The organism is Bradyrhizobium campsiandrae, from assembly GCF_014529705.1.
Taxonomy (GTDB): Bacteria; Pseudomonadota; Alphaproteobacteria; order Rhizobiales; family Xanthobacteraceae; genus Bradyrhizobium; species Bradyrhizobium campsiandrae.
This window is the reverse complement of record NZ_JAANIH010000072.1, coordinates 20,583-43,391: the sequence shown is the minus strand read 5'-3', so window position 1 is coordinate 43,391 and position 22,809 is coordinate 20,583. Positions and strand designations below refer to the sequence as shown.

General features: G+C 64.5%; 26 protein-coding genes. 8 read left to right on the top strand and 18 right to left on the bottom strand.

Annotated elements, in window-relative coordinates; translation table 11 throughout:
• Nucleotides 1-1,400 (bottom strand): sensor domain-containing diguanylate cyclase (locus tag G8O24_RS35645; RefSeq protein WP_188107200.1); only part of this gene is annotated, 1,400 nt, incomplete at its 3' end.
• 108 nt (nucleotides 1,401-1,508) lie between these two features.
• Between G8O24_RS35645 and G8O24_RS35640 the strand changes: the two genes are divergently transcribed.
• Complete coding sequence (locus G8O24_RS35640) at nucleotides 1,509-2,198, top strand: YggS family pyridoxal phosphate-dependent enzyme (protein ID WP_188107199.1); 690 nt, start codon at nucleotides 1,509-1,511, stop codon at nucleotides 2,196-2,198.
• 46 nt (nucleotides 2,199-2,244) lie between these two features.
• Here the strand turns inward: G8O24_RS35640 and G8O24_RS35635 are convergent, their stop codons facing one another.
• Both G8O24_RS35635 and G8O24_RS35630 read right to left on the bottom strand, forming a co-directional pair.
• The gene (locus tag G8O24_RS35635; protein WP_188107198.1) at nucleotides 2,245-3,030 is read right to left on the bottom strand and encodes a 2-keto-4-pentenoate hydratase; all 786 of its coding nucleotides are present in this window, start codon (nucleotides 3,028-3,030) and stop codon (nucleotides 2,245-2,247) included.
• 6 nt (nucleotides 3,031-3,036) lie between these two features.
• Nucleotides 3,037-3,606 (bottom strand): L,D-transpeptidase family protein, encoded by a 570-nt coding sequence (locus G8O24_RS35630; protein WP_188107197.1) that lies wholly within the window; start codon nucleotides 3,604-3,606, stop codon nucleotides 3,037-3,039.
• Nucleotides 3,607-3,808: 202 nt separating this feature from the next.
• Between G8O24_RS35630 and G8O24_RS35625 the strand changes: the two genes are divergently transcribed.
• Both G8O24_RS35625 and G8O24_RS35620 read left to right on the top strand, forming a co-directional pair.
• Nucleotides 3,809-4,495, top strand: coding sequence for a response regulator transcription factor (locus G8O24_RS35625; RefSeq protein ID WP_007598630.1), 687 nt, complete (start codon nucleotides 3,809-3,811; stop codon nucleotides 4,493-4,495).
• A 60-nt stretch (nucleotides 4,496-4,555) separates the two neighbouring features.
• Complete coding sequence (locus G8O24_RS35620) at nucleotides 4,556-4,999, top strand: cyclic nucleotide-binding domain-containing protein (RefSeq protein ID WP_188107196.1); 444 nt, start codon at nucleotides 4,556-4,558, stop codon at nucleotides 4,997-4,999.
• A 6-nt stretch (nucleotides 5,000-5,005) separates the two neighbouring features.
• Here G8O24_RS35620 and xth read toward each other — a convergent pair whose 3' ends face one another.
• From xth to G8O24_RS35560, 12 genes are all read right to left on the bottom strand, one after another.
• Nucleotides 5,006-5,821 carry an exodeoxyribonuclease III gene (gene xth / locus G8O24_RS35615; RefSeq protein WP_188107195.1) on the bottom strand — a complete coding sequence of 272 codons (816 nt, stop codon included), beginning with the start codon at nucleotides 5,819-5,821 and terminating at the stop codon, nucleotides 5,006-5,008.
• 64 nt (nucleotides 5,822-5,885) lie between these two features.
• On the bottom strand, nucleotides 5,886-6,644 hold the full coding sequence (locus G8O24_RS35610) for an outer membrane lipoprotein carrier protein LolA (RefSeq protein ID WP_188107202.1): 759 nt from the start codon (nucleotides 6,642-6,644) through the stop codon (nucleotides 5,886-5,888).
• A gap of 153 nt (nucleotides 6,645-6,797) precedes the next feature.
• Nucleotides 6,798-9,278: a DNA translocase FtsK gene (locus G8O24_RS35605; protein ID WP_188107194.1), complete on the bottom strand. Its 2,481-nt coding sequence runs from the start codon at nucleotides 9,276-9,278 to the stop codon at nucleotides 6,798-6,800.
• A 9-nt stretch (nucleotides 9,279-9,287) separates the two neighbouring features.
• A complete protein-coding gene (locus tag G8O24_RS35600; protein ID WP_188107193.1) occupies nucleotides 9,288-10,502 on the bottom strand; it encodes an aminotransferase class I/II-fold pyridoxal phosphate-dependent enzyme in 1,215 nt (404 codons plus the stop codon).
• Between the two features lie 219 nt (nucleotides 10,503-10,721).
• Nucleotides 10,722-11,126 carry a GFA family protein gene (locus G8O24_RS35595; RefSeq protein ID WP_188107192.1) on the bottom strand — a complete coding sequence of 135 codons (405 nt, stop codon included), beginning with the start codon at nucleotides 11,124-11,126 and terminating at the stop codon, nucleotides 10,722-10,724.
• Between the two features lie 241 nt (nucleotides 11,127-11,367).
• Nucleotides 11,368-12,816 (bottom strand): ammonium transporter, encoded by a 1,449-nt coding sequence (locus G8O24_RS35590; RefSeq protein ID WP_188107191.1) that lies wholly within the window; start codon nucleotides 12,814-12,816, stop codon nucleotides 11,368-11,370.
• Nucleotides 12,817-12,855: 39 nt separating this feature from the next.
• Entirely contained in the window at nucleotides 12,856-13,194 is a 339-nt protein-coding gene (locus G8O24_RS35585; protein ID WP_027535364.1) for a P-II family nitrogen regulator, read from the bottom strand.
• A gap of 411 nt (nucleotides 13,195-13,605) precedes the next feature.
• Nucleotides 13,606-14,208, bottom strand: a complete 603-nt coding sequence (locus tag G8O24_RS35580; RefSeq protein WP_188107190.1) for an ATP-dependent Clp protease proteolytic subunit — start codon at nucleotides 14,206-14,208, stop codon at nucleotides 13,606-13,608.
• Nucleotides 14,209-14,262: 54 nt separating this feature from the next.
• On the bottom strand, nucleotides 14,263-14,628 hold the full coding sequence (locus tag G8O24_RS35575; protein WP_188107189.1) for an SRPBCC family protein: 366 nt from the start codon (nucleotides 14,626-14,628) through the stop codon (nucleotides 14,263-14,265).
• Nucleotides 14,625-14,939 (bottom strand): ArsR/SmtB family transcription factor, encoded by a 315-nt coding sequence (locus G8O24_RS35570; protein WP_188107188.1) that lies wholly within the window; start codon nucleotides 14,937-14,939, stop codon nucleotides 14,625-14,627. Before G8O24_RS35570 ends, G8O24_RS35575 begins: the two co-directional genes overlap by 4 nt.
• Before the next feature lie 54 nt (nucleotides 14,940-14,993).
• A complete protein-coding gene (locus G8O24_RS35565; RefSeq protein ID WP_188107187.1) occupies nucleotides 14,994-16,295 on the bottom strand; it encodes an ammonium transporter in 1,302 nt (433 codons plus the stop codon).
• Nucleotides 16,296-16,381: 86 nt separating this feature from the next.
• Complete coding sequence (locus G8O24_RS35560; protein ID WP_094894041.1) at nucleotides 16,382-16,720, bottom strand: P-II family nitrogen regulator; 339 nt, start codon at nucleotides 16,718-16,720, stop codon at nucleotides 16,382-16,384.
• Nucleotides 16,721-16,963: 243 nt separating this feature from the next.
• On the opposite strand from G8O24_RS35560, the gene G8O24_RS35555 reads away from it, so the two are divergent.
• Nucleotides 16,964-17,836: a GYF domain-containing protein gene (locus G8O24_RS35555; protein ID WP_188107186.1), complete on the top strand. Its 873-nt coding sequence runs from the start codon at nucleotides 16,964-16,966 to the stop codon at nucleotides 17,834-17,836.
• Here G8O24_RS35555 and tesB read toward each other — a convergent pair whose 3' ends face one another.
• Complete coding sequence (tesB, locus tag G8O24_RS35550) at nucleotides 17,837-18,700, bottom strand: acyl-CoA thioesterase II (RefSeq protein ID WP_188107185.1); 864 nt, start codon at nucleotides 18,698-18,700, stop codon at nucleotides 17,837-17,839.
• 156 nt (nucleotides 18,701-18,856) lie between these two features.
• Between tesB and G8O24_RS35545 the strand changes: the two genes are divergently transcribed.
• Complete coding sequence (locus tag G8O24_RS35545; protein WP_188107184.1) at nucleotides 18,857-20,077, top strand: ubiquinone biosynthesis hydroxylase; 1,221 nt, start codon at nucleotides 18,857-18,859, stop codon at nucleotides 20,075-20,077.
• Between the two features lie 233 nt (nucleotides 20,078-20,310).
• Here the strand turns inward: G8O24_RS35545 and G8O24_RS35540 are convergent, their stop codons facing one another.
• A complete protein-coding gene (locus G8O24_RS35540) occupies nucleotides 20,311-20,508 on the bottom strand; it encodes a Trm112 family protein (protein ID WP_188107183.1) in 198 nt (65 codons plus the stop codon).
• 60 nt (nucleotides 20,509-20,568) lie between these two features.
• A complete protein-coding gene (locus G8O24_RS35535; RefSeq protein WP_188107182.1) occupies nucleotides 20,569-21,099 on the bottom strand; it encodes a TetR/AcrR family transcriptional regulator in 531 nt (176 codons plus the stop codon).
• Nucleotides 21,100-21,190: 91 nt separating this feature from the next.
• Here G8O24_RS35535 and G8O24_RS35530 point away from each other — a divergent pair, with 91 nt between their 5' ends.
• The 3 genes from G8O24_RS35530 (at nucleotide 21,191) to G8O24_RS35520 (ending at nucleotide 22,636) form a co-directional block, all read left to right on the top strand.
• Entirely contained in the window at nucleotides 21,191-21,541 is a 351-nt protein-coding gene (locus G8O24_RS35530; protein WP_188107181.1) for a hypothetical protein, read from the top strand.
• A gap of 205 nt (nucleotides 21,542-21,746) precedes the next feature.
• On the top strand, nucleotides 21,747-22,025 hold the full coding sequence (locus G8O24_RS35525; RefSeq protein WP_188107180.1) for a PepSY domain-containing protein: 279 nt from the start codon (nucleotides 21,747-21,749) through the stop codon (nucleotides 22,023-22,025).
• A 32-nt stretch (nucleotides 22,026-22,057) separates the two neighbouring features.
• Nucleotides 22,058-22,636, top strand: a complete 579-nt coding sequence (locus G8O24_RS35520; protein ID WP_188107179.1) for a cytochrome b/b6 domain-containing protein — start codon at nucleotides 22,058-22,060, stop codon at nucleotides 22,634-22,636.
• Nucleotides 22,637-22,809: the final 173 nt, after the last annotated feature.

Below are 22,809 nucleotides of genomic sequence, written 5' to 3'. Positions count from 1 at the left end.
TCGCCGCCGTAGCGCGCGGCAAAGCCCATTGTGTCGGCGGCGATGCCGGACAGCGATTCGCCGAGCCGGGTCAGGCAGGAATCGCCTTCGAGATGGCCATAGGTGTCGTTGAACAGCTTGAAATGGTCGACGTCGATCATCAGCAGCGCGAGCTCGCTGCCATATTGCTGCGCACGCATCCATTCGAAGTCGAGCCGGCTCTGGAAGCCGCGGCGGTTGGCGAGGCCCGACAGCATGTCGATCGAGGCCATCACCGTGAGGCGATCATTGCTTGCGATCAGCTCGCGTTCGCGCTGAGAGAGCTGCGCCGCCATCGCGTTGAAGGCGCGCGCCAGTGGCACGAATTCGGAAGGCAGGCGGTTGCGCGCAGCGCGCGCCGACAAATCGCCCTCGCCGAGACGCTTGGCCATGTCGGCGAGCATCTCGATCGGCTTGATCACGAGCTTCTCGGCGGCGATCAGCGCGCCGAGCAGCACGAACAGGACGACGAAAGCGAGCTGGAGATAGGCGGTGCGGATGTCGCGGCTGACCGCGGCGGAGACCTTGTCCTCGTCGATGCTGGCGATCAGGCGGGCATTGGTGCCGGCGATGCGGCTGAAGCTGACCGCGCGCCGCGATCCGTCGGCGGCGAGGAATGAGAGGGAACCTTCGTCCTGGTCCGAGCGCAAGGCCATGTCGGCGATCGCCGACATCAGCGGCATGTTGTCGAGGGGACGACCGACCGCGCTGTGCTGGTCGGCGGGTGCGGCCAGCACGGTGCCGGCGCTGTCGACCAGCACCGCCGTGATGCCGGGGCGGCCGCCGAGATTGTTCATCACCTTCGACATCCAGTCGAGATTGACGGTCGCGAGCACGACGGCATCGGCAACGCCGCTGAAGGCGGAGACCGGATAGACCGCCATGACCGTCGGCGACTGCACTGGCCGCGACAGGATGAAGTCGGACAGCACGAAGCGGCCGGTCTCCTGCGCCTGCTGGAAATAGGGGCGGTCGGAGAGGTCGAGGCCGACATACATGTTGTTGGTGGCGCACTGGATCCGGCCGTCCTGGCCGGCGATCAGCAGCGTGCGGATCCAGGGCAGGCTAGTCGGCAGGCTCGCGCGCAACACGTCGCAGCTCCTGCTGACGCCGCCGGCGGATGCGCGGATGAAGGCTTCCGATTTCAGGATGGTCTCGACCGACGAGATCACCTCGCGCTGCGCGTCGGCACTGTGCCGTGCCACGGTGGTGAATTCGGCGGTGGCCTGTGCGATCTGCTTGGCACGGGCGTCCTCGAGCGAGCGGATGCGCTCGAGCATCAAAGGCGCCACCAGAATCACCGCGAGCAATGCAAGCCGTGCCCTGATGCCGAGCACCTGCTTGAGTTTTGCTCGTTTGCGGTTGAAACTGACGTTTGCCATCTTCGTTACCCACCCCGAGGCCAAGGTAAAGCGAAGGGTTCAAAAACCCTTTCTTGAACTCGGTAAAATTGGAATGACCTCCGGTATAACCACGGCCCAATCGACATCATGACAGACGCCAATGCCGCGCCGGTAACCGGCGGTTCACCACATGCGCTCGCCGCCGTCGAAGCGGAAATCGCCCGTGCCTGCAGGGACGCGCGGCGCGATCGCGCTTCGGTAACGTTGATCGCCGTGTCGAAAACGTTTGACGCGGATGCAATTATTCCGGTTATCGGCGCCGGACAGCGCGTATTCGGCGAGAATCGCGTGCAGGAGGCCAAGGGCAAGTGGCCGGCGTTAACCTCTGTCTATCCGGACATTGCGCTGCATCTGATCGGGCCGCTGCAATCCAACAAGGCGAAAGAGGCGGTGGCGCTGTTCGATGCCATCCACTCGGTCGACCGTCCGAGCATTTGCCAGGCGTTAGCCAAAGAAATCGAATCCCAGAACAAGCACCCGCAGCTCTTCGTCCAGATCAATGTCGGCGAGGAGCCGCAGAAGGCCGGCGTCGCACCCGGCGAGGCTGACGCGTTCATCAAGAGCTGCCGCGACAGCTATGGCCTGACCATCTCGGGCCTGATGTGCATCCCGCCGGTAGACGAGCCGCCGGCGGCGCATTTCGCGCTGACCGCCAAGATCGCCGCGCGCAACGGCCTCAAGAACCTGTCGATGGGCATGAGCGCCGATTATGCGACCGCCATCATGCTGGGCGCCACCCATGTGCGGGTGGGAAGCGCGATCTTCGGGCATAGGTAGTTATTTCGGGTCGTCCTGGCTTTCGCCGGGACGACGACGTTGAGAGTTATTCGAACCTCACCGACACGTTCCCCAGCACGCCGAAATCAGCCGCGAAATGATCGCCGGCCTCGATCGGCAGCGGTGGATGGCAAGTGCCTGTGGTCACCACCTGCCCTGCCCGCAAGGTGAGGCCGAGGCCCGAGAGCTCATTGGCAAGCCAGGTCAATGCCAGCAGCGGATCGCCCAGCACGTTCTTGCCGTGACCGAGATAGCGCCCGCCGCGCAGCGTGATCTGCGGCCGCTCCTCGACGAGATCCATCGCGCGCCAATTTGCTGACGTGGCCGTGCCCAGCACGAACAGATGTGCGCAGGCATTGTCGGCGATCAGCTGCGCCTCGCCGGCGCTGGTGAAATCGGCGAAGCGCGAGTCGGGAATCTCGATCGCGGGATGCAAGGTGTCGACCGCGGCGACAACCTCGTCGACCGTGTACGGCGCCGCGCGCGGCGGCAGATCGCGCCCCATGCGGAAGGCGAATTCCGGCTCGCCGACGCGCATCGCGTTGCCCTTCATCGATGCGGTGCCGCCGTCGGCAATCACGGTGTCGCTCATGATCCGGCCGGCGAGCGGTCCTGAGACATTGATGTGCTTCTGCCCTGATACGCTGGTGGCCGCGATCTTCCAGCCGAACAATGTCCCGCGCGACAGTGCTTCGATCCCCGCCTGCACGGCGTAGCCCTCGGCGCGGCTCTGCGGTCGCAGGCGCGGCTCGAGCGCGTCAAGCTTGCTGCCGTCGCGCCAATGTTGGACGAGGACGCGTGAAGCGCCCGCAATCTGATCCTTGTCGAGCATTGATCCTCACCCGATGATGATTCTTGTTCTTGGTCCTATCCGCCGCAGCAGCTGTAGCATCGCAGACTTCGTCATGGAGACGCATCCCGCGGTCGGGCCGAAATTGTCCCGCGCCAGGTGCAGGAACACCGCGCTGCCGCGGCCGGCAATGCGCGGGCGCGTGTTGTGATCGATCTCGATGATGAAGTCATAGAGATGGTCGGCGCGCTTGAGCCGATCGCCGCCGTCATCCTCCCCGCGCCGGGTCCACTGGTTGTAATGGCGATCGTCGGGATCCTCGCACCAGGCGTCGGTATCGCCGATGGTCCGCGCCGGCAGGAATGTCCTGGGACGGCTGTGCCGGTCGCCTCGCCACCACACTTGCCTGGGACGAAAATGGCCCCTCGGGGTGCCCCCGTCGCCCTCGCGCTTGTTTGCCAGAATACCGCCGCGCCCGAGCGCCACCGGAATTGTCAGCGTGCCGGCGGTCAGCCAGCCCCGGCGGGGATTCCCGGCGGCAGCCTTAACGCGGATCGCAGACAGCGGTCCGGAGGCCCGATTCGCCAGGTAACTGACTGACACAGCTTTATTTTTCATGTGAATCCGCGATGTCGAATTCATTACAGGACATTCATCAACCGGCCCTGCTATTCTGGGTTAGAGTAATTCCGGCTTGTGAATCGGTAACAGCCCACTACTTCAACACGAACAACAATAAGAACAGCGACCCCTTAAACTTCCCATCACGGCTGGGTGCGGCATGCATGCGCGCCCGTCCGACCCAAAAGGATGATCCCCCATGGCCAATGCCCGCAAGATCCTGATCGTGGATGACGATACCGATCTGCGCGATACGTTGGTGGAGCAATTATCGCTACACGAAGAATTCGAAGCCTCCGCCGTCGATACCGGCGCCAAGGGCGCCAGCGCCGCCAAGGCCAACGCCCCCGATCTCGTCCTGATGGATGTCGGCCTCCCCGACACCGATGGCCGCGAGGTGGTCCGCTCCTTGCGCAAGGGCGGCTTCAAGGCGCCGATCATCATGCTGACGGGCCACGATACCGATTCCGACACGATTCTGGGCCTGGAATCCGGGGCCAACGACTATGTGGCAAAGCCCTTCCGCTTCGCGGTGCTGCTGGCCCGCATCCGCGCCCAGCTCCGCCAGCACGAGGCCAGCGAGGACGCGGTATTCTCGGTCGGCCCCTACTCCTTCCGTCCCGGCTCCAAGATGCTGACGGCGGCGAATGCCCGCAAGGTCCGCCTCACCGAGAAGGAAACCGCCATCCTGCGCTTCCTCTACCGGGCCGGCCAGATGCCGGTGTCGCGCGAGACCCTGCTCCAGGAGGTCTGGGGCTATAATTCCGGCGTCACCACCCACACGCTGGAAACCCACATCTACCGCCTTCGCCAGAAGATCGAGAAGGACGCCGCCAACCCGGAAATCCTGGTAACGGAAGCCGGTGGCTACAAGCTGGTGCCGTGATACGTTCGGGATGCGCGCGATTCGACGTAAATTGGCGCGTTTCTCGAGCCTCGGACCGGAATGTCGATCGACGATGACGTAGCGCTGCTTGAACGTGTCCCGACATTGCGCCTGTTGGGAGACGCCTCGCTGCGCATGCTGGCGATCGGCTCCGAGCAGCGCGACTTCGTCCGCGGCGACATCCTGTTCAATCTCGGGGATGATGCCGACGCCGGCTTCGTGGTTCAGCGCGGCGCCTTTCGCGTCGACGACGGTGCCGGCGCCGAGATGATCGCCGGCCCCGGCACGCTGATCGGCGAGCTCGCGCTGGTCGTGCCGATGAAGCGGCCGTCGGGCGCGGTTGCGCTGGAGCATTCCTCCGTCATCCGCGTCGCGCGCAGCCTGTTCCAGCGCGTGCTCGAAAGCGATCCCGCGGCCGCGGTTCGCCTGCGCGACGAATTCGCCATCCGCTCCAGCCAGATCGCCAGCGATATCCTGATGGCGGGTTCGAAGCTGAGCACGTAACCGAAATCACACCTCCAGCGTCACCGTGACAGGGACATGGTCCGACGGCCGCTCCCAGCTGCGGGCATCGCGCAAGATCTTGAAATCCTGCACCGCGTCCTTCAGCGCGCGCGACACCCAGATGTGGTCGAGCCGCCGGCCGCGGTCGCCGACGGTCCAGTCGGCGGAGCGGTAGCTCCACCACGTATAGACCTTTTCCGACATCGGGATGCGGTCGCGCGCGACGTCGACCCATTCGCCGGCCTCGAGCGCGGCCTTGAGCTTTTCGGTTTCGACAGGCGTGTGCGAGACGACTTTCAGAAGCTGCTTGTGCGACCACACGTCGTTCTCGTGCGGTGCGACGTTGAGATCGCCGACCAGGATGTGACGGTCCTCACCGCGTGGATGCAGCGGCTCGCAGGCCTTCATCTCGTCGAGGAAGCGCAGCTTGTGGTCGAACTTCTCGTTCAGCGCGGGATCGGGAATGTCGCCGCCGGCAGGCACGTAGAAATTATGCAGCACCAGCGGCTTTGCGATTGCAGCCTTTGCGCCGAACGACACCGAGATGTGGCGCGAATCCACCTTGTCGCAGAAGGTGCGGATGTCGGTGGATTCGAACGGAATCTTCGAGACGATGGCGACGCCGTGATAGCCCTTCTGCCCGTTCAGCGCGACGTGCTCGTAGCCGAGCCGCTTGAAGCGCTTCAGCGGAAAGGCGTCGTCGATGCATTTGGTTTCCTGCAGACACAGCACGTCGGGCCGCGCGCTCTTGAGGAATTTCGCGACCAGGTCGATGCGCAGCCGCACCGAATTGATGTTCCAGGTTGTCAGGGAAAGACGCATGGGAGATGCGTCTTAGCATGGATTGGTGCGGGCGAAATGCTTGTCCACAGCGGCAGTAGAGCACCTATCCCGGCGCCGGGCCGTAATTGGTGAAGTCGATCTTGAACATGTTCGGATCGAGCTTCTTGCCCGCATCGAGATTGTAGACCGCAATCGTGGTGTCGTAGCCCTGCGGGTCGGTGACGGTCCATTGCTTGAGCTGGCCGTCCTTGGCGCCGATCATCAGCAGCAGGCGACTGGTGCCGACCAGCGCCTGCTTCTCCTCGATGGTGACGCTGATGAAGAGATCGTCCGCGGTCACGTTGACGACGTTGGTGTCCTTCATCAGGTCGATGCGGTCCGACAGCAGGAAGCGCAGCGGCGTCTGCGACAGCGGATAGACGTCCTGGGTCGCGAGCTTGCGATCGCGCACCACCACCGACGATCCATCGGCGATGATGTCGATCGGGCTCGGCGGATCGTATTCGAAGCGGACCTTGCCCGGCTTCTGGATGTAGAAATCGCCCTGCGTCTTGCTGCCGTCGGGGCCGACCTGGACGAAATTTCCGGCCAGCGTCGACAGCGAGGACAGATAGGCGCTGACCTTGGCCGCCTGCGCCTTCTGCTTGTCGTCGAAGGTCTGGAAGATGCTGCTCGGCACGTTGCGGCGCGGATCGGGAATGATCGGATTCGGCGGCGTCTGCGTTGCCCCCGTCACCGCAGGTCCCCCGCCTCCGGCTTGCGCACCGTCACGTCCCTTCGGCGCCGGCTTCGGCACGGGCACATTCTGCGCGAACGACGCCGCGGTCACCATCACGGCGGTGACCAGAACCACGCCCGCCACGCGCGCACTGCGCGCAGCAAAGGAGGCTGCGAATCGAATGTCCGGGTGTCTGGTCAACGCGGCGTCCTGTTTGGCTGGGCGTCGTTTTAGCGTGATTTCGGGCAAAAGCAGAGATCGATTTTGCGTGAGAATATCATTTCGAGGCGGCGTGCCTCACATGTGGCTGTTTTCGTCTTCGACCAGAATTTCGCGCTTGCCGGCATGGTTGGCGGGGCCGACGATGCCCTCCAGTTCCATGCGCTCCATCAGCGAGGCGGCGCGGTTATAGCCGATTTGCAGGCGGCGCTGGATGTAGCTGGTCGACGCCTTGCGGTCGCGTTTGACGATGGCGACGGCCTGCTGGAAGAGGTCGCCGCCGCCATCCGCGCCCATGCCGCTGGCGTCGAACACGGCGCCGCCGTCCTCGTCCTCGCCCGGCTCTTCGGCGGTGACGGCTTCCAGATATTCGGGCTGGCCCTGCGTCTTGAGGTGGCGCACCACCTTCTCGACTTCCTCGTCGGAGGCAAAAGGTCCGTGCACGCGGCTGATCCGGCCACCGCCGGCCATGTAGAGCATGTCGCCCTGGCCGAGCAGCTGCTCGGCGCCCATCTCGCCGAGGATGGTGCGGCTGTCGATCTTGGAGGTGACCTGGAAGGCGATGCGGGTCGGGAAGTTCGCCTTGATGGTGCCGGTGATGACGTCCACGGACGGACGCTGTGTCGCCAGGATCACATGCAGGCCGGCGGCGCGCGCCATCTGCGCGAGGCGCTGCACCGCGCCTTCGATGTCCTTGCCGGCGACCATCATCAGGTCGGCCATCTCGTCGACGATGATGACGATGTAGGGCAGCGGATCGAGCGAGAGCTTCTCTTCCTCATAGATCGCCTTGCCGGTCTCCTTGTCGAAGCCGGTGTGGACCGTGCGCGTCGGCTCTTCACCCTTGGCCTTCAATTCGAGCAGGCGCGTGTTGTAGCCGTCGATGTTGCGCACACCGAGCTTGGCCATGTTCTTGTAGCGCTCTTCCATCTCGCGCACGGCCCATTTCAGCGCGACCACCGCCTTCTTCGGATCGGTCACGACGGGGGTGAGCAGATGGGGAATGCCGTCATAGACGGAGAGTTCGAGCATCTTCGGATCGACCATGATCAGCCGGCACTGGTCCGGACGCAGCCTATAGACGAGGCTCAGGATCATGGTGTTGATCGCGACCGACTTGCCGGAGCCGGTGGTACCGGCGATCAGCATGTGCGGCGTGCGCGCGAGGTCGATGATGACGGGATCGCCGCCGATGGTCTTGCCGAGGCAGAGCGGCAGCTTTGCCACCGTGTCGGTGGCCTCCTTCGCCACCAGCAATTCGCGCAAGTAGACTTTTTCGCGATGCGCGTTCGGCAGCTCGATGCCGATCGCATTGCGACCGGGAACGACGGCAACGCGCGCCGACAGCGCGCTCATCGAGCGCGCAATGTCGTCGGCAAGACCGATCACGCGGGAGGATTTGATGCCAGGCGCCGGCTCCAATTCGTACAGCGTGACGACGGGACCGGGATTGGCCTTCACGATCTCGCCGCGCACGCCGAAGTCCTGCAGCACGCCTTCGAGCGAGCGCGAATTGGTTTCCAGCTCGGCCTTGCTGAGCGGCTGGCGATCGCCGGCCTTCGGTGCGGCCAGCATGGAGACGGAGGGAAGATCGAACTTGTCGGAGCCCTTCTTGGCCGCCACCTTCGGGGCAGCCTTCTTGCGCGAGGCGCGCGCCGGCGCCTCCTCCTCTTCTTCCTCCTCGTCTTCTTCTTCCGCTTCCTCGTGCTCGTCCTCCTCGTCGTGGGACTGCGGCGAGATCGAGGGCGCGGCGCGGCCGCCGCCGAGATTGGGCTCCTGCCGGCTGAAGGCGACAGCCTTGGCCTTCGGTCCGCTCGAGACCAGCGAACGATAGGCCGCCCCACACAGCCAGATCAGCCGCGCCTTGGTGCTCATCAGCGCGTGGAACAGCCAGCCCAGCGACACCGAACCGCGATCGCTCTCCTCGTCGTCGTCGAGCGACTTGTCGTCGTCCTCGATCTCCGCGAGCTCTTCGTCGTGCTCGCGCGCGCCAAGGCCGCAGGCGATCAGGAAGGTCGCGGCCAGCGCGACGAACAGGATGGCGCCGAGCACGATGCGATAGATCGCGCCTGGCGGTCCGAAGATCACCGCGGGCGCGCGCACCAGCGCATCGCCGACCACGCCGCCGAGCCCGGTCGGCAGCGGCCAGGCACCGCCATGCGGCCAGCAGCTGACAAAGCCGGCCGCGATCACCGTGCAGAGGATCCAGGCGCCGAGCCGCAACGGCTCGCGGTCGAACGGGCGATGGGTCATCATGCGCCAGCCCCACACCGCGACCGTCAGGATCAGCATGATCGCACCGAGCCCGAGAATCTGCATCGCGAGGTCGGCACCGATGGCGCCGGCATAGCCGAGGATGTTGTGGATCGGGCGCGAGGTTGCGTGGCTGAGGCTCGGGTCCTGCACCGACCAGGTCATCAGCGCCGCCGAGGCGAGCCCCGACAGCGCGACGAGGCCGAGGCCGGTGAGTTCGCGCATGCGCCGCGCCAGACCCTCGCGGATCGAGGGCGGCAGGTGGCCGACCAGGGGAATCACACGTTCGATCGCCGACATGCTCATGGGCCCCGCCTAACCCAGAGTTTCGACCAGCCGGTGCAGCGCCTGCGCCGTGGTCTCGCTATCCTGCACCAGCGCCAGGCGGATATAGCCGGCACCGGGATTGAATCCGTCGGGCTGTTGCCGCGCCAGATAGGAGCCGGGCACCACGCGCACGCCGGCTTCCTTGAACAGTTTCAGGCACACCGACACGTCGTCGCCGATCGCGGACGTGTCGAGCCAGACGCAGAAGCCGGCATCGGGCCGGCGATAGCCGTAACGATTGCCGATGATCTGGTCGGCGAGGTCGAACTTGATCCGGTAGAGCCGGCGGTTCTCTTCGACATGCGCTTCGTCGCCATAAGCGACGGTCGCGACATGCTGCAGCGGCACCGGCACCTGCGGCGCGGCGATGTTGCGCAGTTCGAGGAACAGGCCGATGAATCTCTTGTCGCCGGCGGCGAAGCCGACGCGCAGGCCCGGCAGGTTGGAGCGCTTCGACAGCGATTGGAACGCAGCCACACGGGTGAAATCGGCACCCGCACATTCGAGCGCGCTGCCCGGTGCCTTTCTTGTGTAGATCTCCGAATAGCACTCGTCGCTGAGGATCATGAAATTGTAGCGGTCGGCGAGCTGCTTCAGCCGCTTGAAATAGTCGGGCGAGGCGACCGAGCCCTGCGGATTGGCGGGCGAAGCCAGATAGAACGCCACGGTGCGCGCCAGCGTCGCCTCGTCGATGGCCTCGAGATCGGGCAGGAAGCCGTTTTCGACCGTGGTCGGCAGGTAGACCGGCTCGCAGGCGGCCGCGCCGGCGCCGGCGCCATAGACCGGGTAGAACGGGTTCGGCATCAGGATCGCCGGCTTGCCGGGCTTCGGCCCGACATAGCGCGACGCCGCGATCGCGGCGAGGAACAGCCCTTCCCGGCTGCCATTGAGGACGAGAATCTCGGACTTGGGATCGAGCGCACGCGGCAGCTTGAAGCGCGACGACAGCCAGGCGCTCGCGGCCTGGCGGAACGGCTCGGTGCCCTGGTTCATCGGGTAACGGCCGAAATCGGCGATGTGCTTGGCCAGCACCGGCCCGACGAAATCGGGCACTGGATGCTGCGGCTCGCCGACAGCCAGCGAAATCAACGGCTTGCCGGGTTGATGCGGCGCCAGCAGCTCGTTCAGCCGGACGAAGGGCGAGCGTTGGTTGTCGGAGCTTCCACTGGCCTGCGGCGCACGGGATGAAGCTATCAATGCCATTCTGGGCGCCAGTACTCTTGGAACGGCCGGTCGCGCGCGGGCGCCGGCAGGAAACGGTTCAGTTCACCATAGATAGGGCGAGGTTAAGACGCGATTAACCATCGGCGGGCCGGCCCGTCCAGAGCCGGAATAATGGGGTGGAAAACAACGGGATGCGGACGGTTCTAACCTCTCCCGCTTGCGGGGGGCACGCGGGGAGGGAGCGCACCGTCGCCGCGTCTAATGCCCGGGCAGCTTCTCGAACGTCATCATCCCCGCGGGAATCGCGTGGAACTCCTGCATGTCGCAGGTGTAGATCGCCATTTGCGGCCGGAACTGCGCCGGCTCGTCCAGCGTGCCGACCTTCAGGACCGTGGCTGGCAGGCCTGGAATCTTGGTCGTCAGGTGGGTGCCGCATTCGGCGCAGAACTCGCGCGTCACGGCGCGTTCGAGGTCCTTGCGGGTGAATTGCCTGGGTTGTCCGGTGATGTAGGTGAAGCCGTTCGCCGGCATCGCGATGAAGGTGTTGGGTGCGCCGCCCGAGATGTACTGGCACTCGCGGCAGTGACATTGGCCCTGCATCATCGGGTCGCCCTCGGCCACGTAGCGCACTTCACCGCAATAGCATCCGCCTTCCAAACGCATGACGACCTCCCGGCTTGTTGTTCTTGAAGTCGATATTTCTGCGCCGGCCGGGCGGAATGGCAATGTTTTTCTTCGCAGCGGGGGAATCAAAAAGAAAGGGAAGCAAAAAGAAAGGGAAGCAAAAAGAAAGGGGCTCCAGCTTGCACTGGAGCCCCTCAACGGTCGGGGCATTGCCGGGTATGTGCCCAAACCGTAGGAGTGGACGCGATCTCCGGGAGAAGATCGCGTCCGGGAGGAGGGCTTACATATTGTAGGCGCGCTCGGTGTGCTCGGTGATGTCGAGGCCTTCACGCTCGCTCTCGACATTGGCGCGGAGGCCAACGATCACATCGACGACCTTGTAGAGGATCGCCGAACCGATGCCTGACCACACCAGCGTGGTGCAGACGGCTTCGATCTGCGAGATCATCTGCGCCGCGAAGTCGTAATCGGCGACCTTGGGCGGGATCGCGGTGTAGTCGATGATGCCAGCACCACCGAGAGCCGGATTGACCAGGATGCCGGTGCCGAGAGCGCCGACGATGCCGCCGATGCAGTGCACGCCGAACACGTCGAGCGAGTCGTCGTAGCCGAGCGCGTTCTTCACGACGGTGCAGAAGAACAGGCAGACCACGCCGACCACGAGACCGAGGACGATCGCACCCATCACGCCGGAGAAGCCGGCGGCAGGCGTGACGGCCACGAGGCCCGCGACAGCGCCGGAGATGACGCCGAGCACCGACGGATGACCCTTCACGATCCACTCCGCGAACATCCACGACAGCGCGGCGGCTGCGGTGGCGACGAAGGAGTTGGTCATGGCGAGCGCAGCGCCGCCGTTGGCTTCGAGGTTGGAGCCGGCGTTGAAGCCGAACCAGCCGACCCAGAGCAGCGAGGCGCCGATCATCGACATGGTCAGCGAGTGCGGAGCCATCAGCTCCTTGCCGTAACCGACGCGCTTGCCGATCAGGAGAGCGCCGACGAGACCGGCGATGCCGGCGTTGATGTGCACCACGGTGCCGCCAGCGAAGTCGATCGCGCCCTTCTTGAAGATCCAGCCGGCGTCGGCGTTGATCTCGTCGAGCTTGGCCTGAGCCGCGGTCTTCGCAGCGCCGTCAGCCGCGGCAGCCAGCGCCTTGGCAGCGTCCTGGATCGCGTCCGGGCCCGGCCAGTACCAGACCATGTGCGCGATCGGGAAGTAGATCAGCGTGACCCAGAGCGGGATGAAGAGAGCGATCGCCGAGAACTTCATGCGCTCGGCGAAGGCGCCGACGATGAGGGCGGGCGTGATCGCCGCGAAGGTCATCTGGAAGCACATATAGACGAGCTCCGAGATGTTGGCGTCGACCGAGAAGGTCGCAGCCTTCGAGTCGGTGGTGACACCCATCATGAAGGCCTTGGAGAAGCCGCCGATGAAGTCGGAACCGCCGGTGAAAGCGAGGCTGTAGCCGTACACGGCCCAGATCACGGTGACGACGCAGACGGTGTAGAACACCTGCATCAGGACCGAGAGCATGTTCTTGGAGCGGACGAGGCCGCCGTAGAACAGCGCGAGACCCGGGATCGTCATCAACAGCACGAGGACTGTCGATGTCAGCATCCAGGCGTTATCCCCCTTGTTGACCGTTGGCTCGGCGTAGGCTGCGGTCGCAGCGAACAGGCCGACTGCGAGAGCCGCCAGTCCCGCGCCATAGGGACGCTTAAACGTCATTGCATTTACTCCTGATTGAATTTTTGGTTGAGCGCGAAATCAAAGGGCCGCGGCGTCGGCCTCGCCGGTGCGGATGCGAACCGCATGGTCGAGGTTGATGACGAAGATCTTGCCGTCGCCGATCTGTCCGGTTTTCGCAGCCGACGTGATGGCGTCGATGGTCTTGTCGACTTGCTCGGAGGCGACAGCGACTTCGATCTTGATCTTGGGCAGGAAGCTCACGGCGTATTCGGCGCCGCGATAGATTTCCGTATGGCCTTTCTGACGGCCATATCCCTTGACTTCCGTCACCGTGAGACCGTGAACGCCAATGGCGGTCAGGGCGTCACGGACTTCTTCCAGCTTGAATGGCTTGATAATCGCCATAACAATTTTCATGGGTCCTATCCCCGCTTGGGCCCGGTCCGGACGTGGCCGGGCGTTTCTCGACTGGTTCGCCACGAGGGAGACGTTTCACTACGCGGGCACAGCCGGGCCCCTAGAATCAAATGCCGTGCCAGATCGGGCGCTTTGCCTAACGGACTATGAAAACGGGTGTTTTCGCGTTTGGCGCGTATTGCAGTGCAGTGCGCTATTACGTCGCGCTCAATACATGGTCAGCCCTGATTAAAAAGAAGGCAAGACAGGCTGCCGACACAATGTTGCTCACGCGTCGGGCAGCGGAAAGGTATTTTATTAGGGATGGCTTCGCCATTTCGCACCCTCCTGCTCACGGGATGCGCGAGCACGGCGACCCATCCGACCGTGAAGGTTGCCAAGAGGTATCAGGCTGAGGTCCGCTATCAGCCGTCAGGCGACGTCGCGCTCGGCGAACACCCGATCGACCAGGCCCCACTCGACCCCCTGTTGTGCGGTCATGAAGTGGTCGCGGTCGAGCGTCCGCTCCACCTCCTCCTCGGTGCGCCCGCAATGCTGGGCATAGAGGCGGATGATGCGCCGCTTGGTTTCCTGCATTTCATTGGCATGGATCAGGATGTCGGACGCCTGTCCCTGAAAGCCGCCGAGCGGCTGATGCACGTGGAGGCTCGCATTGGGCAAAGCGGCGCGGTGGCCGGGTTCGCCGGCCATCAGCAGGAACGAGCCCATCGAGCGCGCGGTGCCCATGCACAGCGTATGAACCGGCGCCTTGATGAACTGCATGGTGTCGTACATGGCGAGCCCGCTCGTGACCACGCCGCCATAGGAATTGATGTAGAGATTGATCGGCCGGCTCGGATTCTCCGCTTCCAGAAACAGCAGCTGCGCGCAGACGAGGCCCGACATCGCGTCATTGACCTCGCCGTTGAGGAAGATGATGCGCTCGCGCAGGAGGCGCGAGTAGATGTCGAAGGATCGTTCGCCGCGCGCCGATTGTTCGACGACCATAGGGACGAGCTGAAGCATGTCGCGCATCGGCGACCTCCATGTCTTTAAGGTGATGTCTTTGGGTGATGAAGTCTGGTGGCGTCAGGCCGCCGCGCGCATCACGCAGCAATTGCTGTTGGCCGGCTGCGGCAGCGTCACGCAGGCCTGCTGGATGATGCGAAAGCGCGTGCCGCCTGATACGTTCGGCTCGATCTTGAAGATGACCTCGCTCTCGCGGAACGGCGGTTCTGACTCGCGCATCCGGTAGCGCACCTCTTCGCCGGGAATCGATGTTTCAGGTTCGGTGCCGGCAAGGTCGCAACCCGGCAGCCAGCGCTCGCGCAATTCAGGAATGGTCACGGCGCGCCAGACTTTTGCCGGCGGCGCATCGAATTCAAACTCGAGCACCAAGGCCTCTTCGCGTGTCAAGCATTCATCGGAGGGATCGGGCTTCACGGCGTCGCTCATTGATCCATGTCCTTCAGGAGGTCAGCGAGTGCTTCCATGCGCTTCGGCCAATAGGCACGGTAGCGCGCAAGCCAGGCCCCGATGGCGAGGAGTCCGTCGGGATCGACTTCGTAATTGACAAAGCGGCCCTGCCGCTGCTCGCGCACGAGGCCAGCGGCGCGCAGCACCGACAGATGCTGCGACATCGCCGGCTGGCTGATCTCCAAACCGTCGCGCAAGGCGCTGGCGTTGAGACTGCCGCCGGCGAGTTTTTCAAACACCTTGCGCCGCGTCGGGTCGGCCAGCGCCTTGAAGATGTCGGCTTCGATCATGGCAACACATAAGCATGTACTTATGTGTTGCGCAAGCCCTTTGCTGACACGCCCTTACTGAAGCGCCTCACCGTGCTGCGAGATGTCGAGCCCTTCGAGCTCGTGCTCGCGCGAGACCCGCAGCGGCACGAACAGGCCGACCAGCTTGAGCAGCATGTAGCTCACGCCGGCCGACCAGACGAAGGTGACGGCGACGCCGTAGAGCTGGATCAGCAATTGCTGCGGATGGCCTTCGAGCAGGCCGGCGGTGCCGCCGATCGCGCTGGTTGCGAACACGCCGGCGAGCAGCGTGCCGGTCAGTCCGCCGATGCCATGGACGCCGAACACGTCGAGCGAGTCGTCATAGTCGAAGCGGTGCTTCAGCCAGGTGCAGGCCCAGTAGCAGATTCCGCCCGCGGCGATACCGATGACGATGCCGTGCCACGGCGCGACGAAGCCCGAGGCCGGCGTGATGGTGCCGAGCCCGGCGACCGCGCCCGAGATCATGCCGAGCACGGACGGCTTGCGCCGCGTCGACCATTCGATCGCGCCCCAGGTCAGCGCGCCGGAGCAGGCGGCCAGATGCGTCGCGATGATCGCCATCACCGCGCGCGCGTTGGCCGCGCCCGCCGAGCCGCCGTTGAAGCCGAACCAGCCGACCCACAACAGGCCGGTGCCCATCACCGCAAGCGACAGATCGAACGGCGACAGGTTTTCGGTGCCGTAGCCATGACGCCGTCCCATCACCTTCGCGGCGACGAGGCCGCCGGTGCCGGCCGACAGATGCACGACGAGGCCGCCGGCGAAATCCAGCACGCCCATGCTGTTGAGGAAGCCGCCGCCCCAGATCCAATGCGCCAGCGGAATGTAGACGAAGATGAACCAGGCGACCGAGAACAAGAGATAGGCCGAGAACCGCATCCGGTCGGCGACCGAGCCCGCGACCAGCGCCACGGTGATGATCGCAAACGTCATCTGGTACAGCATGAACAGCGCTTCCGGGATCGTCTTCGCCGCCGGGTTGACGCTGTCCATGGTCATGCCGGCGAGAAACCAGCGGTCGAGCGAGCCGAGCCAGGGGCCGTCGCCGACGAAGCACAGCGAATAGCCGAACGCGACCCAGAGAATGGAGATCAGCGTCACCGCGGCGAGGCTCTGCGCCATGGTTGCAAGCACGTTCTTCTTGCGCACCATGCCGGAATAGAACAGCGCAAGTCCGGGGATCGTCATCATCAGCACCAGCGCGGTGGCGACGATCATCCAGGCGGTGTCGGCGGTGTTGATCTCCGAACCTGCTGCGTATGACGGCGAAGCCAATGCGAACGCAAATCCTGATCCCGCAGCCATAGCGGCTACGCGGCGCGACAATACCGCCATGTCATTTCCCCCGGCATCATGATGGCGTCGCACGCTGTGGCGTCGTTGCCCGGTGCGATCGAAGAGCAAAGAAAAAAGAAGATAGGTTAGAGCGCGTCGCTGTCGGTCTCGCCGGTGCGGATCCGCACCGCGTTGTCGATCGGCGTGACGAAGATCTTGCCGTCGCCGATCTGTCCGGTGCGGGCGGTCGCGGTGATCACGCTCACGGCCTTGTCGGCGACGTCGGAGGCGACCGCGATCTCGATCCGCAGCTTGGGCAGGAAGTTCACGACATATTCCGCGCCGCGATAGATCTCGGTGTGACCTTTCTGGCGGCCATAGCCCTTCACCTCGGTCACGGTCATGCCGTGGACGCCGATCGCCGTCAGGGCCTGGCGGACCTCATCGAGCTTGAAGGGTTTGATGATCGCGACGACGAGTTTCATGGTCAGCCTGTTCCCCGGGATGCGCCGCGCCGTCTGTCCCCGGCGCCGCGTCAATCTGGCATCTTTCCGGGCAAATGGCACAAAAAACTTGCAGATTGAAGCGGAAAAACGCCTAGCCTGGGGTGGTCATGTGAACGGCCGCCTCTGTACAGGGCATCCGTTCATCCATCACAATGCATTTTGGCATGGATACGGTGAACCCGCGTCTGCCGAGCGGTACATAAGTATTTTGGGGGACGCGTCATGGCGAGTTGGTTCTATGCATCCGAGGGCAAGCAGCAGGGGCCCTATGCGGAGGGGCAGTTCCGCGACCTGATCGCGCAAGGGATCGTGCGTGCGGACACCCTGGTGTGGTCCGAGGGCATGGCCGGCTGGCAGAAGGCCGCCGAAATTCCGGGCCTGCTCGGCAGCGCCGCTGGCGCGCCGCCGATCATTCCCGCCGGCGGTCCGCCGATGACGGGCGGCGGTGCGCTGGCCGCAGATTTCAGTCCGTTCGGCCTGCTCGGCCGCAGCATCGTGTTCGTGATCGGCATGCTGCTGGTGATTCCCGCGCCCTGGGTCACGGTCTGGTTCTACCGCTACGTCACGAGCAACATAAGGGTGCCCGGCCGACCGAATTTCGGTTTCGCCGGCCAGCCGATGGACATCTGGTGGGCCTTGATGGGCAACGCGCTGCTGACCTATGCCGGCGCGACCGGCGTGTCCTACGCTCCGCTGGTTGCGACGGTCATCAACGCGTTTTTCGCCTGGGTCGTCCTGCGCTGGATCGTGGCCAACCTCACCTCGAACGGCGAGCGCTTGCCGCTGTCTTTCCAGGGCAGCGCGATCGGCTATGTCGGCTGGTATCTCCTGATGATGATCTCGACCGTCACCATCATCGGCTGGGCCTGGGTGCTGGCGTACTGGATGCGCTGGATCTGCCGCAACACCGAAGGCACGCGGCGCGAGATCGCGTTCAACGCCAGCGGCTGGCAGTTGCTGTGGCGGACAATCGTGTTCTCGCTGGCCTGCAGCTTGATCATCCCGATCCCGTGGATGCTGCGCTGGTACGGCAACTGGTATGTGTCGCAATTCGCGCTGGTGGATCGCGCCACAGTGGCGGGGCGCGCTTTCTGATCAGCTCCGCCGCTCGCGCACGGAGCCTTCCTGCGCGACGGAGGCGACCAGCGTGCCGTCAGGCTTGAAGATCGAGCCGCGGGTCAGGCCGCGGCCGCCTTGCGCGCTCGGCGAATCCTGCGAATAAAGCAGCCATTCGTCGGCGCGGAACGGGCGGTGAAACCACATCGCGTGGTCGAGGCTCGCCGGCATCATCCGCTTGTCGAACAGCGTGCGGCCGTAGCGCGCCATGATCGCATCCAGCAGCGAGAAGTCCGATGCATAGGCCAGCGCGCACATGTGCAGCGCCGGATCATCCGGCAACTTCGCCGCGGTCCTGATCCAGACATGGATGCGGCCGTCCTCGATCTTCTGCCCAAAATAACGGCCGAGCTCGACCGGGCGCAGCTCGATCGGGCGATCGGACTCGTAATAGCGGCGGATGAACTCCGGCATCTCGCGGAACATCGGCTGCTTCGCCACCTCCTCCGCGGTGAGTTTTTCCGGCGGCGGCACGTCAGGCATCTTGTCCTGGTGGTCGAACGCGCTCTCTTCCTCGGCGTGGAACGACACCATGACCGAGAAGATCGCGTTGCCGTGCTGGATCGCGGTGACGCGCCGCGTCGAATAGCTCTTGCCGTCGCGCAAGCGCTCGACCTGGTAGATGATCGGGATCTGCGGATCGCCCGGCAGGATGAAATAGCAGTGCAGCGAATGCGGCAGACGGCCCTCGACGGTGCGGCAGGCCGCCACCATCGCCTGTCCGATCACCTGCCCGCCGAACACCCGCTGCCAGCTCGTCTTCGGGCTGTTGCCGCGGAACAAATTCACCTCGAGCTGTTCGAGGTCGAGGATCGAGATCAGGTCGATCAGGCTTTTGGACATGGTGGTGGTGCTCTCTTGCCGTCATGTCGGCGCGAGCAATCGCCCCGGAATGACACATCAGGCAGTTTTTGCGGGCCGTTCCGCCCTTGTTTCACCGCACTGTTTCGCCCACCTCAAGTCTGCTAGCAAGACCAAGAGTTAGACGGGAAGTTTGGTATGTCAGTACAGGGTCACATCGTCATTGGCGGCGGCGCATTTGCGGGCCTCGCGCTCGCATTGGCCTTGCGCCAGGGGCTCGGCCCCGAGATTCCCGTCATCGTCGCCGATCCCGCGCTCGATACACGGCCGAGCCGCGATCCCCGCGCCACCGCGATCGTCGCGGCCTGCCGCCGCCTGTTCGAGGCGCTCGGCGCCTGGGACGACGTCAGGGCCGAGGCGCAGCCGATCCTCGACATGGTCGTCACCGATTCCAAGCTCGAGGACGCCACGCGTCCGACATTCCTGAATTTCGCCGGCGATGTCGCGCCGGGCGAGCCCTTCGCGCATATGGTCGAGAACCGCCGCCTGATCGACGCGCTGGTCGTCCGCGCCGAAGCCGCCGGCATCGACCTGCGCGCAACGACGGTCGCGTCCTATGACGCCAGCGCCGATGGCATCGACGTCACGCTCGGCGACGGCAGCAAGATTGCCGCGAGTCTCCTGGTCGCTGCTGACGGCGCCAAATCCAGGCTGCGCGAGCGCGCCGGCATCGCCACCCATGGCTGGGACTACGATCAATCCGGCATCGTCGTCACCGTCGGCCATGAGCGCGATCACGAAGGGCGCGCCGAAGAGCACTTCTTGCCGGCGGGGCCATTTGCAATCCTGCCCCTCACCGGCAAGCGATCCTCGCTGGTGTGGACCGAGCGCCGCACGGAAGCCGCGCGCATCATTGCGCTCGGTGACGAGGACTTTCACGCCGAGCTCGAGCAGCGCTTTGGCCTGCATCTCGGCGAGGTGAAGGCGCTCGACAAGCCGCGCGCATTCCCGCTGTCTTACTTCGTGGCGCGCTCCTTCATTGCCGAGCGCCTCGCGCTGGTCGGCGATTCCGCGCACGTGATTCATCCCATCGCGGGCCAGGGCCTCAACATGGGTCTGAAGGATGTCGCCGCTTTGGCCGAGGTGGTGGTCGATGCCGCGCGGCTCGGCATGGATCTCGGCGGCGCCGATGTGCTCGAGCGTTACCAGCGCTGGCGCCGCTTCGACACCATGGCGATGGGCGTTGCCACCAATTCGCTGAACTTCCTGTTCTCCAATGAGTCGACGCTATTGCGCACCGTGCGCGACATCGGCCTCGGCATCGTCGACCGCACCCCGCCGCTGAAAAACCTCTTCATCCGCCAGGCCGCCGGGCTCACGGGCGAGATCCCGCGGTTGCTGAAGGGCGAGACGCTGTAACCACGCGCCCCACTGTCGTCCCGGACAAGCGCGCCCCCGGCAACGCGCAGCGTTGTCCGGTCGCGCGCGCTGATCCGGGACCCATACGCCGCAGCAAAAGTTTTGCGAAGATTCGGAGTGACCAACTCGCCCCACGACCACTCCCTGTGGTTATGGATCCCGGATCTGCGCTTTCGCTTGTCCGGGATGACAGAGAAAATTGTCGCGCGGTCATCGCGCGACAACAGCCATCCTCAATCGATCTTCCGCGCCTCTTCCGGCAGCATGATCGGGATGCCGTCGCGGATCGGATAAGCAAGCCTCGCGCTGCGCGAGATCAGCTCCTGCTTGCCTGCGTCGAATTCCAGCGGGCCCTTGGTCAGCGGGCAGACCAGGATCTCCAGCAGTTTCGGATCGACGCTGTTTTCGGGACGTTCGGTGGGGGCGTTCATGAGGGATCTCCGGCAGTCGGCTGCCCTCTAGCACAGAAAATCCCGCCAGCCCATCGCGGGCTACTCAGACAGCATCCGCATGATCTCGTCGAGCAGGCCCTGCAGCCGCGCCGCCGGTACCGGCGCCGCCGACAACGCGAAGCCCAGAAACGTCCAGTACAGGATCTGCGCGCGCGCCTGCGCGGTGGCCGAGGGGAGTCCGCGCCGCGCCAGCAGCGCCTCGATATAGTCGAGCCGGCGGCGGTCGATGGCACGGACGGCCGCCTGCGCCGCCGGATCGAACGCGGCCCAGTTACGCACCGCCCGTTCCAGGTCGAGCCGGGCGCCGAAGGTCCTGCGCAGCAGCGCCTTCAGCGGCTCGTCGCTGTCCGCCTCGACACCGACAATGATCTCCTCGGCCGCGATCTCGCGCCAGCGCCTCAGCACGGCGGTGTGGAACGCGCCGAGATCGGCGAAATGCCAGTAAAAGCTGCCGCGGGAGACGCCCATGGCTTTCGCCAGGGGTTCGGCCTTCAGCGCGGTAAAACCGCTTTTGGTGAGCGCCTTGATGCCCTGGCTGATCCAGTCATCGGCGGAGAGCTGCTCGGTCATGTCAGGTTCCGAAATCCTGGCCATACACTAGTGTATTGACAGGCGCCTGGCCAGCGTCTATCCCACCATACATATCTGTATGGAGTCCTTGATGCGTGATCTCTTGCTGCAGGGCGCCGGGCTCCTCGCCATCGTCGTCGCCCTCATCCACGGCTATCTCGGCGAGGCCAAGGTGTTTCCCCGCGCCACCATCGAGCCGCCGCGGCTTCGCACCCTGATCCGCCTGGTCTGGCAGGCCTCCACGGTGGCCTGGATCGGTTGCGGCGTGCTGCTGATTGCGGCGCCCTCGATGGATTCGGCACTCGCACGCCACTGGATCGTCGTCACCATGGTCGGCGTATTCGGCTTCTCCGCCGTCGCCAACGCATGGGCGACGCGCGGCCGGCACTTTGGCTGGGTGATGCTCAGCGTCGTCGTGGCGATGGCGGTGGCCGGCTACTGAATGCCGCCCGAAAGCGTGCGGTTGGATCCGTGAGGCTTAAGGCCGCATCACGCCGCCGAACGCGCGTTGCACTCGGAGCGCGCTGATGTTTTGGCGACGGTTAGAATATCTCTAACGCCACCATGATCCGGACCCGATTGACTTCACGTCGTGCTTTGCTTCCTTCGGCCCGCGCGTCGCGCACACGATAGAGAAGGAGATATCTGTGAGAGTCATTCGTGTTCTTGCCATCGCATTGACGGTCGGGATCGGTATGGGGTCGACGGCGATGGCCGACGGTTTCAAGGATTGCACCAAGCTCGACAAGGCGTCGTGGAAGCCGGCGGGCGATGCCGAGGCTAAGGCCAAGGCAGCAGGCTATGAAGTGCGTCGCTCCAAGATCGAAGGCTCGTGTTATGAGGTCTACGGCGTCAAGGACGGCAAGCTCTTCGAGCTGTTCTACAGCCCGGAAGATCTCAGCCTGAAGCACACGATCGCCAAGTAAGGCGCGCGCCAAGATGTGAGGGTGGTCCCGTCTTGAACGACGAAGCGGTGCCGGATGTGCGCGGGGTGTCCGGTCGGACCCCCGCCGACCGCACGGTCGCGGTCTGGGACCTTCCGTTGCGGCTTTGGCACTGGTCGCTCGCGGCGTGCGTGCTGGCCGCATGGTTCACGCCGACCGTCTATGACAGGCTTCACCGTATCGTCGGTTATGCAGTTCTCGCGCTGCTCGTCTTCCGCCTGGCCTGGGGCTTTTGCGGCAGCCGCTATTCGCGCTTTCGCATGATCGGAATCAGGCTTCGCGCTGCGCCGTCCTATCTCTGGAATCTGCGTCGCGGCATCACTGGGCGCTACATCGGCCTCAATCCCGCCGGCACCTTGATGCTGGTGGCGCTGCTGCTGTCGCTCGCCGTCTCGGCGATCACGGGCGCGCTGTCGGTGACGGTCGCCTTCTTCGGCATCTGGTGGATCGAGGACACCCACGCCTACGCGTCCGACGCCGTCATGATCCTGGTCGTGCTGCATGTCGCCGGCGTGGTGGGAATGGCCCTGCTTCAGCGCGAGAACCTGATCCGCGCCATGATCACAGGGCGCAAGCGTATCCGGCGCCATTGATCTGTGTCCTTCGCCGGACGCGCTTCGGCGAGCTCAATCAAAGATGTTGCAAGTCGGCAACGCCGGACGACCTTCGTTCGGCCGGTTCGGACCGTGGAACTGGACCGCGGGGCGACGTCAACCTACTCTCCGGCGGTTCGTCGCGAAGTTGCGTTGGGATGGCGGACTGCCTT

Bases quoted from the DNA above. Each gene is read 5' to 3' on its own strand.
- G8O24_RS35595 (WP_188107192.1), bottom strand. From the start codon at position 11,126: ATGCGTTTGGAAGGCGGATGCTATTGCGGTGAAGTGCGCTACGTGGCC.
- G8O24_RS35600 (WP_188107193.1), bottom strand. From the start codon at position 10,502: ATGGCATTGATAGCTTCATCCCGTGCGCCGCAGGCCAGTGGAAGCTCC.
- xth (WP_188107195.1), bottom strand. From the start codon at position 5,821: ATGCGTCTTTCCCTGACAACCTGGAACATCAATTCGGTGCGGCTGCGC.
- G8O24_RS35555 (WP_188107186.1), top strand. From the start codon at position 16,964: ATGGCGAGTTGGTTCTATGCATCCGAGGGCAAGCAGCAGGGGCCCTAT.
- G8O24_RS35560 (WP_094894041.1), bottom strand. From the start codon at position 16,720: ATGAAACTCGTCGTCGCGATCATCAAACCCTTCAAGCTCGATGAGGTC.
- G8O24_RS35640 (WP_188107199.1), top strand. From the start codon at position 1,509: ATGACAGACGCCAATGCCGCGCCGGTAACCGGCGGTTCACCACATGCG.
- G8O24_RS35535 (WP_188107182.1), bottom strand. From the start codon at position 21,099: ATGACCGAGCAGCTCTCCGCCGATGACTGGATCAGCCAGGGCATCAAG.
- G8O24_RS35580 (WP_188107190.1), bottom strand. From the start codon at position 14,208: ATGCGCGACATGCTTCAGCTCGTCCCTATGGTCGTCGAACAATCGGCG.
- G8O24_RS35585 (WP_027535364.1), bottom strand. From the start codon at position 13,194: ATGAAAATTGTTATGGCGATTATCAAGCCATTCAAGCTGGAAGAAGTC.
- G8O24_RS35590 (WP_188107191.1), bottom strand. From the start codon at position 12,816: ATGACGTTTAAGCGTCCCTATGGCGCGGGACTGGCGGCTCTCGCAGTC.
- G8O24_RS35570 (WP_188107188.1), bottom strand. From the start codon at position 14,939: ATGATCGAAGCCGACATCTTCAAGGCGCTGGCCGACCCGACGCGGCGC.
- G8O24_RS35545 (WP_188107184.1), top strand. From the start codon at position 18,857: ATGTCAGTACAGGGTCACATCGTCATTGGCGGCGGCGCATTTGCGGGC.
- G8O24_RS35530 (WP_188107181.1), top strand. From the start codon at position 21,191: ATGCGTGATCTCTTGCTGCAGGGCGCCGGGCTCCTCGCCATCGTCGTC.
- G8O24_RS35620 (WP_188107196.1), top strand. From the start codon at position 4,556: ATGTCGATCGACGATGACGTAGCGCTGCTTGAACGTGTCCCGACATTG.
- G8O24_RS35540 (WP_188107183.1), bottom strand. From the start codon at position 20,508: ATGAACGCCCCCACCGAACGTCCCGAAAACAGCGTCGATCCGAAACTG.
- G8O24_RS35605 (WP_188107194.1), bottom strand. From the start codon at position 9,278: ATGAGCATGTCGGCGATCGAACGTGTGATTCCCCTGGTCGGCCACCTG.
- G8O24_RS35630 (WP_188107197.1), bottom strand. From the start codon at position 3,606: ATGAAAAATAAAGCTGTGTCAGTCAGTTACCTGGCGAATCGGGCCTCC.
- tesB (WP_188107185.1), bottom strand. From the start codon at position 18,700: ATGTCCAAAAGCCTGATCGACCTGATCTCGATCCTCGACCTCGAACAG.
- G8O24_RS35625 (WP_007598630.1), top strand. From the start codon at position 3,809: ATGGCCAATGCCCGCAAGATCCTGATCGTGGATGACGATACCGATCTG.
- G8O24_RS35575 (WP_188107189.1), bottom strand. From the start codon at position 14,628: ATGAGCGACGCCGTGAAGCCCGATCCCTCCGATGAATGCTTGACACGC.
- G8O24_RS35565 (WP_188107187.1), bottom strand. From the start codon at position 16,295: ATGGCGGTATTGTCGCGCCGCGTAGCCGCTATGGCTGCGGGATCAGGA.
- G8O24_RS35635 (WP_188107198.1), bottom strand. From the start codon at position 3,030: ATGCTCGACAAGGATCAGATTGCGGGCGCTTCACGCGTCCTCGTCCAA.